The sequence below is a fragment of the Paraburkholderia sp. SARCC-3016 genome, from assembly GCF_031119615.1.
In the GTDB taxonomy this organism is placed as follows: domain Bacteria; phylum Pseudomonadota; class Gammaproteobacteria; order Burkholderiales; family Burkholderiaceae; genus Paraburkholderia.
In genome coordinates, this window is the sequence record NZ_JAVHZD010000001.1 from 303,811 (window position 1) to 317,119 (window position 13,309).

Here is a 13,309-nt window from a genome sequence, read left to right on the forward strand (position 1 = left end):
TGCAGGAAAACCCTGCGCATTCAAGAATATTGCCCATCCCATAATTGGAGTTACAATGCGCGCGTTCTTAAGGCTTCAGGCGCTTCGGAACATCGGATTTTGCAAGGCGCAGGAGACCTATTTAATGCATTTCAAGTTTGCTTTCGCCGTGTCTATCGCGGCCGCGGTCGTGATGTCGGCCGGGTGCAGCAAGAAGAACGACGGTGAAGCGAGCACGGCGGCATCGGCAGCAGCGACGGCCGCGGCTGCGTCGGCAGGGCCGACGGGCGCGAGCGGGGCAAACGGCGACTCGAATTCGGCGACTATCGTGAAAATCGGCCACGCGGCGCCGCTGACTGGCCCTATTGCGCATCTGGGCAAGGACAACGAAAACGGAGCGCGGCTTGCGGTTGAGGAAATCAATGCGCAGGGTCTTACGATCGACGGCCGCAAGATCCAGCTCGAACTCGATGCGCAAGACGATGCAGGCGACCCTAAAACGGGCACCCAGGTCGCGCAGCGGCTCGTCGACGATCACGTGGTCGCCGTGATCGGGCATCTGAATTCGGGCGTGTCGATTCCGGCGTCGAAAATCTATAGCGATGCGGGCATCGTGCAGATTTCGCCGTCGTCGACGAATCCTGCCTATACGCAGCAGGGTTTCAAGACCACCTACCGTGTGGTTGCGACCGACGCACAGCAGGGTCCCGCGCTCGCGAACTATGCAACGAAGGCGCTCAACGCGAAGCGGATCGCGGTGGTCGACGATGCGACCGCATATGGCAAAGGTCTCGCCGACGAATTCGCGAAGACCGTGCAGGCGAGCGGCGCGACGATCGTCGCGCGCGAGGCGACGAATGACCGGGCAACCGACTTCCGGGCCATTCTCACGAGAATCAAAAGCGTTCAGCCGGACGTGATCATGTACGGCGGCATGGACGCAACGGGCGGACCGTTCACCAAACAGGCGGCGGCGCTCGGCATCAGGGCAAAAATCCTTGGCGGCGACGGCGTGTGCACCGACAAGGTAGAGGAACTGGCGGGTCAAGCCGTGCAGAACCTCGTATGTTCGGAAGCAGGACTGGCGCTTTCGAAAATGGAGCGTGGCGCGGACTTCGAGAAGAAGTACGACGCGCGCTTTCACACGCCGGTGCAGATTTACGCACCGTTCACGTACGACGCCGTATACGTGATCGTCGACGCAATGAAGCGCGCCAATTCGATCGACGCGCCCAAGGTGCTGGCTGCGATGCCGTCCACCGATTACAACGGGGTAATCGGTCACATCGCATTCGACGACAAGGGTGATCTGAAAGAAGGCGCCATTACGCTTTACGACTTCAAGGACGGCAAGAAAACCGTTCTCGACGTCGTGAAGATGTAATGACGGGAATAAAGCGTGGCGGCACCGAACCATCCATCGGTGCCGTTTTTGCATCCGCATCGAACGCGGGCGTGGTTGCGACCCAGCCGCGCGCGTGTTCGATACGAATAACCCTTACCGGTCTTTTATATCAGTACCGCAGTGCCGTTGCGATTCCGTAATGCACGACCGCCAACCCGGCCGGTCGTGAACGTGAATCCAGTCGCACGGGCCAAGGAGCATTAAATGGATATTTTCATCCAGCAGATCATCAACGGACTGGTGCTTGGTAGCGTCTACGCCATCATCGCACTGGGCTATACGATGGTGTACGGCATTCTGGGCATCATCAACTTCGCACACGGCGATGTGTTGATGATCGGCGCGATGGTCGCCTTGTCGGCGATCGGCGTGTTGCAGAATCACTTCCCGGGCCTCGGTAACGTGCCGACGCTTTGTATTGCGCTGATCATCGCCGCCTGCGTGTGCTCGGTGGTCGGCTACACGATCGAGCGCGTCGCCTACCGGCCGTTGCGCCGCGCGCCGCGTCTCGCGCCGCTGATCACGGCCATCGGCGTATCGATCCTGCTGCAGACGATCGCCATGATCATCTGGGGCCGCAATCCCCTCGCTTTCCCGCAGTTGCTGCCGACCGACCCGATCAACGTGATCAAGGCGACCGACACCAACCCCGGCGCCGTGATCTCGATGACTGAAATCGTGATCATCGTCGTGGCGTTCGTCGTGATGGCCGGCCTGCTGCTGCTCGTGCACAAGACGAAGCTCGGACGCGCGATGCGCGCGATCGCCGAGAACCCGGCCAATGCATCGCTGATGGGCGTGAATCCGAACTTCGTGATTTCCGCGACCTTCATGATCGGCTCCGCGCTTGCCGCGCTGGCCGGCGTGATGATCGCATCCGAGTACGGCAACGCGCACTTCTATATGGGCTTCATTCCGGGCCTGAAAGCGTTCACCGCGGCGGTGCTCGGCGGTATCGGCAACCTCGGCGGCGCAATGGTCGGCGGCGTGCTGCTCGGCCTGATCGAACAGCTCGGCGCCGGCTATATCGGCAACCTGACCGGCGGCGTCTTCGGCAGTAACTACCAGGACGTGTTTGCGTTCGTCGTGCTGATCGTCGTGCTGGTGTTCCGTCCGTCGGGTCTGCTCGGCGAACGTGTTGCGGATCGTGCCTGACCTCGGGCGATATCGGGCCAACAGGAGTAGATAACCATGACCTCAATTCAACCGATCGAGCCGTCCACGACGCTCATCCCCGAGAAGAACGTTACGAAGACGCTGGTGGTGGGCATCATCACGGCGGTGTTCGTGATCGCTGCGCCGATGATCATCGGCGCAGCCGGCGGCAACTACTGGGTGCGCGTGCTCGACTTCGCGATGCTGTACGTGATGCTCGCGCTCGGCCTCAATGTGGTGGTCGGCTTTGCCGGCCTGCTCGATCTGGGCTACATCGCGTTCTACGCGATCGGCGCGTACACCGCGGCGCTGCTTACGTCGCCGCACCTCACGTCCCAGTTCGCGTGGATCGCCGCGATGTTCCCGAACGGCCTGCACGCGCCGATCTGGATCGTCGTGCCGCTCGCGATGGCGCTCGCGGCGCTGTTCGGCGTGCTGCTCGGTTCGCCGACGCTGCGGCTGCGCGGCGACTACCTCGCGATCGTCACGTTGGGCTTCGGTGAAATCGTGCGGATCTTCATGAACAACCTCGACCGTCCCGTGAACATCACGAACGGGCCGAAGGGCATCACCGGCATCGATCCGGTGCACGTCGCCGGCTTCAACCTGTCGCAAACGCATACGCTGTTCGGGTTCACGTTCCCGTCGGTGTACATGTATTACTACCTGTTCGTGCTGTGCTCGCTGCTCGTGATCTGGACCTGTACGCGTCTGCAGCACTCGCGTATCGGCCGCGCGTGGGCTGCGATCCGCGAAGACGAGATCGCCGCGAAGGCGATGGGCATCAACACGCGCAACGTGAAGCTGCTCGCGTTCGCGATGGGCGCGTCGTTCGGCGGTTTGTCGGGCGCGATGTTCGCGGGCTTCCAGGGCTTCGTGTCGCCCGAGTCGTTCACGTTCTGGGAATCGGTCGTGGTGCTCGCCTGTGTGGTGCTGGGCGGCATGGGGCACATTCCGGGCGTGATTCTCGGCGCGGTGCTGCTCGCGGTGTTCCCCGAATTCCTGCGCTCGACGATGGGCCCGCTGCAGCATTTCCTGTTCGGCCATGAAATCGTCGATACCGAAGTGATCCGTCAGCTGCTATACGGTCTCGCGATGGTGCTCATCATGCTGTACCGCTCGGAAGGCCTGTGGCCGTCGCCGAAGCACGAGGACAAGATTGCGAAGCTGGCCAAACGCAGCGGCAAGAAGCCGGTGCGCGCATAAGGCCGGGGAGAAACACATGAGCGATAAAAACATTCGACTGTCCGTGAAGGGCGTGAACAAACGCTTCGGCGGCCTGCAGGCGCTGTCCGACGTCGGCCTGCAGATCGAGGAAGGTTCGATCTACGGACTGATCGGCCCGAACGGCGCCGGCAAGACTACGTTCTTCAACGTGATTACGGGCCTCTACACGCCGGATTCCGGCGAATTCAAGCTCGACGGCGAAAACTACACGCCGACCGCGGTGTATCAGGTGGCGAAAGCGGGCATCGCGCGTACGTTCCAGAACATCCGCCTGTTCGGCGGCATGACCGCGCTCGAGAACGTGATGGTCGGCCGTCACGTGCGCACGAAGCATGGCCTGTTCGGCGCGGTGTTCCAGACGCCGGCCGAGCGCCAGGAAGAGCGCGAGATCAAGGAACGCGCGCTCGAGCTGCTCGAGTATGTCGGCGTGCTGCAATACGCGGACTACACGTCGCGCAACCTGTCGTATGGCCACCAGCGGCGCCTCGAGATCGCGCGCGCGCTCGCGACCGATCCGAAGCTGCTCGCGCTCGACGAGCCGGCGGCCGGTATGAACGCGACCGAAAAGGTCGAACTGACGAAGCTGCTCGACAAGATCCGCAGCGACGGCAAGACGATCCTGCTGATCGAACACGACGTGAAACTGGTGATGGGCCTGTGCAACCGCATGACAGTGCTCGATTACGGCAAGGTGATCGCCGAGGGTCTGCCGCAAGACGTGCAGAAGGACCCGAAGGTGATCGAGGCATATCTCGGCGCGGGGGTCCACTGATGGCTACGGCGATGTTGAAAATCAAGGGCCTGCAGGTCAACTACGGCGGCATCCAGGCGGTCAAGGGTGTCGACATGGAAGTCGCGCAGGGCGAGCTCGTCACGCTGATCGGCGCGAACGGCGCGGGCAAGACGACGACGATGAAGGCGATCACGGGTCTCAAGCCGTACTCGGCCGGCGATATCGAGTATATGGGCCAGTCGATCAAGGGCCTGCCCGCGCACGAGCTGCTGAAGCGCGGGCTCGCGATGGTGCCCGAAGGCCGCGGCATCTTCGCGCGCATGTCGATCCTCGAGAACATGCAGATGGGCGCCTATCTGCGCAAGGATAACGACGGCATCAAAAAGGACGTCGACCGCATGTTCGGCTTCTTTCCGCGACTGAAGGAACGCGCGACGCAGCTGGCCGGCACGCTGTCGGGCGGCGAGCAGCAGATGCTCGCAATGGCGCGTGCGATCATCAGCAAGCCGAAGCTGCTGTTGCTCGACGAACCGTCGATGGGGCTCTCGCCGATCATGGTCGAGAAGATCTTCGAAGTGGTGCGCGAGATTTCGAAGGAAGGCTTGACGGTGCTGCTCGTCGAACAGAATGCGCGTCTCGCATTGCAGGCTGCGAATCGCGGCTATGTGATGGACTCGGGCACGGTCACGATGTCGGGCGACGCGAAGCAGATGCTCGACGATCCCAAGGTGCGTGCGGCGTATCTCGGCGAGTGAGCAGGTAAGCTGATGGCACTGCTTGCCCGGCTTCAGGTAGCCGGGTGCCGATGCGAATAGAAATAGGGCTGCGCGCAGGCGATGCACGCAGCCCTTTGTTTTTGGCTATTCGATCCGTTCTATTTGCGCTTTGTCACGCGCGCATGGCGAGTCAAGCAGGTTGCGGCGCCCCGGCGCGGTCGCTCGAAGCGTGATCGGAGAGTTCGCCAAGCCGCTTGCCGAGACTGACTACGTCATCCATCCTGTAACCGAGCCGTTCGTAGAACGCGCGGATCTCGCCCTTCGCGCTCAATACCTGCAGATTCACTTTTGGGCAGCCGCGCGCCGCGAGCGCCGCTTCGGCGTACCGCACGAGCTGTGTGCCGATGCCGCGCCGGCGCCGCGCGCTGTCCACCGCGAGCGAATACATCCAACCGCGGTGCCCGTCATAGCCAGCCATCACGGTGCCGACCACACGTTCATCGTCTATCGCGACGAAGAACAGTTCGGGCTGCGTCGTGAGCTTGTTCGCGATCGACAACTGCGGATTGCGCTGCGGGCGCGTCGGATCGCGGTATTCGGGGAACGCGTCGCGCCACAATGCGATCACCTGTTCGGTGTCGCTCTCGGCGAAACAGCGGATCGAGATTCCGTTCGGGTTCGACGTCGCAGGCGTAGTCATAGGCACACTCAGTTATTGGTCAAAGCGAATCGAGCACGGTACGCAGCATCTTCATCATCTGGTCGATTTCGTCGTTCGTGACGTTGAGGGCCGGCATGAAGCGCAGCAGGTTCGGTCGCGCGGCGTTCAGCAGCAGGCCATCCGGCTGCATGAGACGCGCTTTTTCGACGATCTGGCTGCCAATGTCCTTACCGAGCAGCAGCGCCCGCAGCAGGCCTTCGCCGCGTTCGCCTTCGAAGCCGCGTTCCTTCGAAAGATCGAGTAGTTGCGCGCGCAGATAGTTGCCGCGTTCGCGAACGCCTTCGAGGAAGCCCGGCGCGCTCAGCTGCGAGATGACCGAATAGCCGACCGCCGTCATCAGCGGATTGCCGTTGTACGTGCCGCCCTGATCGCCGGCCTCGAACACTTCGAATTCGTTTTTCGTAAGCAGCGCGGCGAGCGGCACGCCGCCGCCGATGCCCTTCCCGAGCGTCATCACATCGGGCTCGATGCCCGACAGCTCATAGGCGAAGAGCGTGCCTGCACGGCCGCAGCCGCTTTGCACTTCGTCGACGATCAGCAGCACGTTGTGCTTTTTCGTCAGCGCGCGCAGTTGCTGCATGAACTCGCGCGTTGCCGGAATCACGCCGCCTTCGCCTTGAATCGGTTCGAGCATCACGCCGACCGTCTTCTCGTTGATCAGCTTTTCGACCGAGGCGATATCGTTCAGATCGGCCTTCGGGAAGCCTGGCACTTGCGGCGCGTAGATCGTGTCCCAGCCGGCCTTGCCGCTTGCCGACATCGTCGCGAGCGTACGGCCATGAAAGCTGTGATCGAACGTGATGATCTCGTACGCGCCGTTCTTGTGTTTCTTGCCCCACTTGCGCGCGAGCTTGATCGCGCCTTCGTTCGCTTCGGCGCCGCTGTTGGCGAAGAACACCTTGTCGAAGCAGCTGTGCTGCGTCAGCAGCCCCGCGAGCTGCGCCATCGGTTCGTTGTAGAACGCGGGCGACGGGTTGATCAGCAGACGCGCCTGCTTGTCGAGCGCTTCGATCATGCCTTCGTTGCAGTGCCCGAGGCTGTTGACGGCCCAACCCTGAATGAAATCGAGGTAGCGCTTGCCGGTATTGTCGTAGAGCCATGAACCCTTGCCGTGCGTAAAGACGACTTCGGGCCGGTTCGTGATGTACATCAGCGACTCGATCGGGTACTCATTGAAATTCATGGCGACGGGCTCCGGGCAGCAGGGAAAGAAGAACGCAAGAGAGCGGTAAGGGAATGCAATATGCAAACAGAAAAAGCCACACGCCAAACAAAAAAGCCACGGCATGCCGTGGCTTTCATGATCCGAATCGCGTGTGACGTGTGATGCACCGACGCGAATTCATAACGAAGCCACGCGCCCCTAAGGGAGCGGCGAGCGGCGACGTCGGAGTTCGGACTGGATGCGGTTCATGGGCGCAAGAATACGACAAGGCCGGCGGCGATGTAAACCATAAATTTGCGGAAGTACGCTGCGAGACGGCCGATCAGACCGGGTGCGCGAGATCGGCTGCGCTCGTGAACGAATCCGCGTAGAACTCCTCTTCGGGCAGGCGATGATGCTGCGTGAAATCGCGCTGCGCCGATTCGACCATCACCGGTGCACCGCAGGCGTACACCTGATAGCCGGACAAGTCTGGCAGATCTTCGATGACCGCACGATGAACGAAGCCGGTGCGGCCCGTCCACGCGTCGCTCGCGTCCGGCTCCGACAGCACCGGCACGAACCTGAAGTTCGGGATATCTTTCGCCCATTGCTCGGCGAGCTCGAGCATGTAGATGTCTTTCTTGCGGCGCGCGCCCCAGTAGAGCGTCATTGGCCTCTGCAGATTCTTGAACACCGCATGCTCAATGATCGCCTTGATCGGCGCAAAGCCCGTTCCCGACGCGAGCAGGACGATCGGCTTCGCCGAATCCTCGCGCAGGAAGAATGTGCCGAGCGGCGCTTCGAAGCGCAGGATGTCGCGTTCCTTCATCGCGCCGAAGACGTGGTCGGTGAACGTGCCGCCGGGCATATGGCGGATATGCAGCTCGATCGGTCCTTCGTCGTGCGGCGGCGTGGCCATCGAATAGCTGCGGCGCTTGCCGTCCTTCAGGATGAATTCGAGGTACTGCCCGGCCAGATATTGCAGACGCTCGTTGGCCGGCAACTGCAGTTTCAGCACGACGACGTCGTCGGCTTTGCGCTCGATCGAGTTGATGCGGCACGGCAGCTTCTTCACCTGCATGTCGCCGACGCCGCTGATCTCGCGCACGTCGACCTCGAGGTCCGAGCTCGCTGTCGCGCAGCAGAACAGCGCCATGCCACGGGTTTTCTCATCGTTGGACAGCGCTGACGAAGAATGCGGGCGCTGCTCGACCTGACCGGAGAGGACCGTGCCCTTGCACGAGCCGCACGCACCGTTCTTGCAACCGTACGGCAGGCCGATGCCCTGGCGCAGCGCGGCGGTCAGCACCGGTTCATCCGGTTCCACCTGAAACTGCCGGCCGCTTTGCCGGATCGTTACGTTAAAAGCCATAGATCAATCGAACTCGAAAAGTCAGTAATTCGTGGGAGCGCTTCATCGCGCGGTCCGCGACCGCTCGCGCCGCCGCACCGGGCCTGCGTCATGCGCCGATGCAAGCAGCCATTGACCGCTACAATGCGTGCACGATGAATGCGACACGAACCTTGCGCAGACCGCGCGTGCTGATCGTCGGATGCGGCGATGTCGGAACGCGCTGCGTACAGCAATTGCGGCAACTGCGGCACTCCACGCGCGTCTTCGCGCTGACGAGCCATGCCAGTCGTTGCGCCGAACTGCGTGCGGCTGGCGCGATTCCGCTCGTTGGCGATCTCGACATGCGCCGCAGCCTCGCACGCATTGCCGGTCTTGCGCCGACCGTGTTGCATCTCGCGCCGCCGCCGAAAACCGGCGACGACGACGCGCGCACGCGCGCGCTGCTCGCCACGCTTGCCGCGCGACGCATACGGACCGCGCGTACCACACGTATTACGCGCGCGAAGCATGTGTCGCATACGCCTATCGGCAGACAACGGCGCTTGCGCGCCGCGTGGACACCCTACGCAACAGCCCAAACGCATATTGTACCCGACGGGCCACAGCGAGCCCGCCGCCCGCGCGTGCTGCCGCGCATCGTCTACGCGAGCACGAGCGGGGTGTACGGCGATTGCGGCGGCGCGCTGATCGACGAGACGCGGGCGGTGGCGCCGGCGAACGCACGCGCGAAGCGGCGCGTCTCGGCGGAGCGGCAGTTGCGTCGCGCGGCGGCACGCGGCGCCGTCAGCGCATGCATCGCCCGTATCCCGGGCATCTACGCGGCGAACCGTTTGCCGCTCGCGCGTCTCGAACGGCACACGCCTGCGCTTGTCGACGCCGACGACGTCTACACGAATCACATCCACGCGGACGATCTCGCCGCGATCCTGCTGCGGATGGCGACGCACGGCCGTCCCTCGCGCGTGATTCACGCGTCGGACGACAGCACGCTAAAGATGGGCGAATACTTCGACCGCGTCGCGGACGCGTACGGACTGCCTCGCGCGCCGCGCGTGTCGCGTGCCGAAGCGGAGCAACAGCTCGAGCCGATGATGTTGTCGTTCATGCGCGAGTCGCGGCGTCTTGCGAACGAGCGGCTCAAGCGCGAGTTGAAGGTGCGCCTGCGCTATCCCGATGTCGACGGTTTTCTGCGCTCGATGCGCGAGCATTCAGATTAGTCCCGGCAACGCCTCGAGCAGCAGAAAACACAAGAGGCCGCCGATCAACGCACCGACGAGTTCGGGTCGTACTTGTGCCTGACGTGCATCGCGACGACAACGCCGATCAACGTCAGTGCGGCGAGACAAACGAAACCCATCATCACGTAGGAAATCGCTAAATTGCCGTAGTGGATCATGGCGCCCCTCCCTCATCTTTCTACTCCTTGTGAAACCAAGTATAGAAGGCGGGGCAGGCAACGGCATGCTGCGTCGCAGCGCTGCCGCGGTGTTTCGCGGCGGTTTCGTACGGAGTCCCACGTAGACGCTCGCGTTTGGTTCGCGCGGCCGCCGCTTCAGTTGCCGCTTCAGTTGCCGCTGCCGCTTCGGTTACTGCGCAGCGCGGCGAGTTCGATGTCGTCGAGCCATTGCCACGCACCCTCAGGCAAATCCGCAGGCAATGCCAAGCCACCGACGCGTTCGCGATGCAACGCTTCGACGCGATTGCCCGCCGCCGCCACCATGCGCTTGACCTGATGGTATTTGCCCTCGAGCACGGTCAGTTCGAGCGTGCGCGTGTCGCGCGCATGTGCCGCCACCGCGGCGACCGGTTTTGTCTCGCCATGCAGCAGCACACCGCTGCGCAATGCGTCGAGTTGCGGATCGTCGAGCGGATGGCGCGTCGTGGCGATGTAGACTTTCGGCACCTTTCGCTTCGGCGAGGTGAATGCGTGGACGAACTTGCCGTCGTCCGAGAGCAGCAGCAAACCGGTGGTGTCCTGATCGAGGCGGCCGACGCTTTGCACGCCGCGCGCAGCGAACTGCGGCGGCAACAGACTGAACACACTCAGATGATGTTGCGGCTCGCGCGAACACTCGTAGCCGGCCGGCTTGTTGAGGACCAGGTAAGCGAACTCGCGATAAGGCCACGCGATGCCGTCGACGGTGAACTTGAGACCGGCGACGTCGAGGTCCGCGTCGGGATCGGTCAGCACGGCCTCTGCGATTGCGACGCGGCCGTCCGCGATCAGCGCGCGACATTGCCGGCGCGAGCCGAAGCCCTGCGAGAAAAGAATGCTTTCGAGATTCATGACCCGGTGATGGACGGTGTGCGGGACCGCACCGGCGCGCACGTTGCGCGACGAAACCGTGCATTTTACCTACGCACGGCGGGGAGGACAGCTTGCTGAATCTGCGATTGCTCGTTGTCTCGCGTTCGGCCGCGTAGTCAGACCGCGACCGCGCCGTTACTACTGCTTGCTGAATTCGCGCGCAGCTTTGTCGATTGCATCCGCGGTCGCGCCGGCGTGCGCGACCGTGACGAGATGGCTTGATGGAATCTCGACGATCTTCGCACCGATGTGTTTCGCCATCGAGCGCTGAACATCGGGCGACACCGCGCGGTCCTTCGTCGTGACGATGTACCACGAAGGCCGCGTTTTCCAGGCGGCCTTGTCGACTTTTTCATCGAACGCGGCCGACGCGATCGGCTGCTGCGCCGTGGCGAGGACACGCGTGAGATTGGCCGGCACGTCCGCTGCGATGCTCGCGCGATACTCGTTCCGATCGAGCCACAGAAAGCCGTTCGCGTCGCGAATGATGTTGTCGCCGGCCGGCATTTTCGGCCCGCGTTTCAGGATGTCCATCGGCGATTCGCCGACGTCGGGCGCAATCGCCGAGACATAGACGAGGCCGACCACTTTCGCGTCGTCCGCGCCTGCTTCCGTGATGACCTCGCCGCCCCACGAATGGCCGACCAGTACGGTCGGGCCGTCCTGTTGCGCGAGCACGCGCCGGGTGGCGGCGACATCGTCGGCGAGCGACGTTAGCGGATTCTGCACGGCGCTGACGTGGTAGCCCTTCTTCTGCAGGCGCGCAATGACGCCGTTCCAGCTCGAGCCGTCGACGAACGCGCCGTGCACGAGCACGATATTACGCACCGGCCCGTCAGCCGACGACGCGGTTTGTGCGTGGACGTACTGCACGATCGCGGCGGCCGTCGACAGGCACAGAAAAACGGCACAAAGCAGACGTTTTGTCGACATGTTGCATCCTTTTCCGAGCCGGGATTACGGCAACATACCTAACCCGCGAATGCGTAGCAACCGCTAATGCGTCGCAGACGGTGCGGTTGGTCACGCGGCCGGCGACGAAGCGCATTGCCGTCCATGCACCCGACCTGCGCGCGACGCGCGACCTAACATGTAGGAACCCGGACGAACGATACAATGGCGCCTTTTTTCGGGCGAACCACAAGTTCGGCCGGAATCCGATTCCACACCATGGAGCGAGGCATCTTGCATAGTTCACCTCATCACGACGGTCTGAAACGCGGTCTGAGAAACCGTCATATCCAGCTGATCGCGTTGGGCGGCGCAATCGGCACGGGGCTTTTTCTCGGCTCGTCGAGCGTGTTGCAGGCAGCCGGGCCGTCGATGATTCTCGGCTATGCGATCGGCGGATTCATCGCGTTTCTGATCATGCGGCAGCTCGGCGAGATGGTCGCGCAGGAACCGGTGGCTGGCTCGTTCAGCCATTTTGCATACAAGTATTGGGGCGATTTCCCGGGCTTTCTGTCGGGCTGGAATTACTGGGTGCTGTACGTGCTCGTGAGCATGGCGGAACTGACGGCGGTCGGCCATTACGTGCATTTCTGGTGGCCCGGCGTGCCCGCGTGGCTGTCCGCGCTCGTGTGCTTCGTCGTGGTCAATGCGATCAATCTTGCCAATGTGAAGGCCTATGGCGAAACCGAGTTCTGGTTCGCGATCGTCAAAGTGGCCGCGGTGATCGGCATGATCGTGTTCGGCGGTTATCTGCTGATCAGCGGCGAAGGCGGTCCGCAGGCAACGGTGACGAATCTGTGGCGCGACGGCGGCTTCTTTCCGCACGGTTTCCACGGGCTCTTCATGACGCTTGCCGTCATCATGTTTTCGTTCGGCGGACTCGAACTGATCGGCATCACGGCAGCGGAAGCGGCGGAACCGCAAAAGAGCATCCCGAAGGCCGTGAACCAGGTGATCCATCGCATACTGATTTTCTACATCTGCTCGCTTGCCGTGCTGCTTTCGCTGTATCCGTGGAGCCAGGTCGCCGCCGGCGGCAGTCCGTTCGTGATGATCTTTTCGCAGATTGGCTCGAGCGTGACCGCAAATGCGCTTAACGTCGTTGTGTTGACCGCGGCGCTTTCGGTTTACAACAGCTGTGTGTACGCGAACAGTCGCATGCTCTATGGGCTCGCGGAGCAGGGCAACGCGCCGCAGGCGCTGCTCAAGGTCAATGCACGCGGCGTGCCGTACAGGGCGATCGGCGTGTCGGCTGCTGCCGCGTTCTCGTGCGTGATCGTCAACTATCTGATTCCGGCGAAGGCGCTCGATGTGTTGATGGCGCTCGTGGTCGCCGCACTCGTGCTCAACTGGGTGTTGATCAGTCTCACGCATCTGAAAACGCGGAAGGCCATGCTCGAAGAAGGGCAGACGCTCGTGTTCAGGTCGTTGTGGTTTCCGTTCGGCAACTGGATTTGCCTCGCGTTCATGGCGATGGTGATCGTCATTCTTGCGATGACGCCTGGTTTGAACGTGTCGGTAATGCTTGTGCCGATCTGGCTCCTTGTGATGTGGGTAGGTTATCGGATCAAGGAGCGGCGTGCGCCGGTAGCGGTTTGATTGTTGAGGCTCGA

General features: G+C 62.4%; 12 protein-coding genes and 1 pseudogene. 7 read left to right on the forward strand and 6 right to left on the reverse strand.

The window, feature by feature from the left end:
• Positions 1–124 precede the first annotated feature (124 nt).
• The 5 genes from QYH69_RS01325 to QYH69_RS01345 all read left to right on the forward strand — a co-directional run bounded on the left by QYH69_RS01325 (position 125) and on the right by QYH69_RS01345 (position 5,254).
• Entirely contained in the window at positions 125–1,363 is a 1,239-nt protein-coding gene (locus tag QYH69_RS01325) for a branched-chain amino acid ABC transporter substrate-binding protein (RefSeq protein ID WP_308830118.1), read from the forward strand.
• Positions 1,364–1,588: 225 nt separating this feature from the next.
• Positions 1,589–2,539 (forward strand): branched-chain amino acid ABC transporter permease, encoded by a 951-nt coding sequence (locus QYH69_RS01330; RefSeq protein ID WP_308830119.1) that lies wholly within the window; start codon positions 1,589–1,591, stop codon positions 2,537–2,539.
• Between the two features lie 36 nt (positions 2,540–2,575).
• Positions 2,576–3,745, forward strand: a complete 1,170-nt coding sequence (locus tag QYH69_RS01335) for an ABC transporter ATP-binding protein (RefSeq protein WP_308830120.1) — start codon at positions 2,576–2,578, stop codon at positions 3,743–3,745.
• A 16-nt stretch (positions 3,746–3,761) separates the two neighbouring features.
• Positions 3,762–4,538, forward strand: a complete 777-nt coding sequence (locus tag QYH69_RS01340) for an ABC transporter ATP-binding protein (protein WP_308830121.1) — start codon at positions 3,762–3,764, stop codon at positions 4,536–4,538.
• Positions 4,538–5,254 carry an ABC transporter ATP-binding protein gene (locus tag QYH69_RS01345; RefSeq protein WP_075155966.1) on the forward strand — a complete coding sequence of 239 codons (717 nt, stop codon included), beginning with the start codon at positions 4,538–4,540 and terminating at the stop codon, positions 5,252–5,254. Before QYH69_RS01340 ends, QYH69_RS01345 begins: the two co-directional genes overlap by 1 nt.
• 151 nt (positions 5,255–5,405) lie before the next feature.
• Here the strand turns inward: QYH69_RS01345 and QYH69_RS01350 are convergent, their stop codons facing one another.
• From QYH69_RS01350 to QYH69_RS01360, 3 genes are all read right to left on the reverse strand, one after another.
• Positions 5,406–5,915, reverse strand: a complete 510-nt coding sequence (locus QYH69_RS01350) for a GNAT family acetyltransferase (protein ID WP_308830122.1) — start codon at positions 5,913–5,915, stop codon at positions 5,406–5,408.
• A 19-nt stretch (positions 5,916–5,934) separates the two neighbouring features.
• Positions 5,935–7,119 carry an acetylornithine transaminase gene (locus QYH69_RS01355; RefSeq protein WP_308830123.1) on the reverse strand — a complete coding sequence of 395 codons (1,185 nt, stop codon included), beginning with the start codon at positions 7,117–7,119 and terminating at the stop codon, positions 5,935–5,937.
• A gap of 304 nt (positions 7,120–7,423) precedes the next feature.
• Positions 7,424–8,455, reverse strand: a complete 1,032-nt coding sequence (locus QYH69_RS01360; protein ID WP_308830124.1) for a CDP-6-deoxy-delta-3,4-glucoseen reductase — start codon at positions 8,453–8,455, stop codon at positions 7,424–7,426.
• A gap of 134 nt (positions 8,456–8,589) precedes the next feature.
• Here QYH69_RS01360 and QYH69_RS01365 point away from each other — a divergent pair, with 134 nt between their 5' ends.
• On the forward strand, positions 8,590–9,654 hold the full coding sequence (locus QYH69_RS01365; protein WP_308830125.1) for an NAD-dependent epimerase/dehydratase family protein: 1,065 nt from the start codon (positions 8,590–8,592) through the stop codon (positions 9,652–9,654).
• On the opposite strand, the pseudogene QYH69_RS01370 reads toward QYH69_RS01365, so the two are convergent.
• The 3 genes and pseudogenes from QYH69_RS01370 to QYH69_RS01380 form a co-directional block, all read right to left on the reverse strand.
• Positions 9,646–9,833 (reverse strand): annotated as a pseudogene (locus tag QYH69_RS01370) (hypothetical protein). The gene QYH69_RS01365 and the pseudogene QYH69_RS01370 sit on opposite strands and share 9 nt — an antisense overlap.
• Before the next feature lie 168 nt (positions 9,834–10,001).
• Positions 10,002–10,724: a 16S rRNA pseudouridine(516) synthase gene (locus tag QYH69_RS01375; RefSeq protein ID WP_308830126.1), complete on the reverse strand. Its 723-nt coding sequence runs from the start codon at positions 10,722–10,724 to the stop codon at positions 10,002–10,004.
• Between the two features lie 159 nt (positions 10,725–10,883).
• On the reverse strand, positions 10,884–11,678 hold the full coding sequence (locus tag QYH69_RS01380) for an alpha/beta hydrolase (RefSeq protein ID WP_308830127.1): 795 nt from the start codon (positions 11,676–11,678) through the stop codon (positions 10,884–10,886).
• 252 nt (positions 11,679–11,930) lie between these two features.
• On the opposite strand from QYH69_RS01380, the gene QYH69_RS01385 reads away from it, so the two are divergent.
• The gene (locus tag QYH69_RS01385; RefSeq protein ID WP_308830128.1) at positions 11,931–13,295 is read left to right on the forward strand and encodes an amino acid permease; all 1,365 of its coding nucleotides are present in this window, start codon (positions 11,931–11,933) and stop codon (positions 13,293–13,295) included.
• Positions 13,296–13,309: the final 14 nt, after the last annotated feature.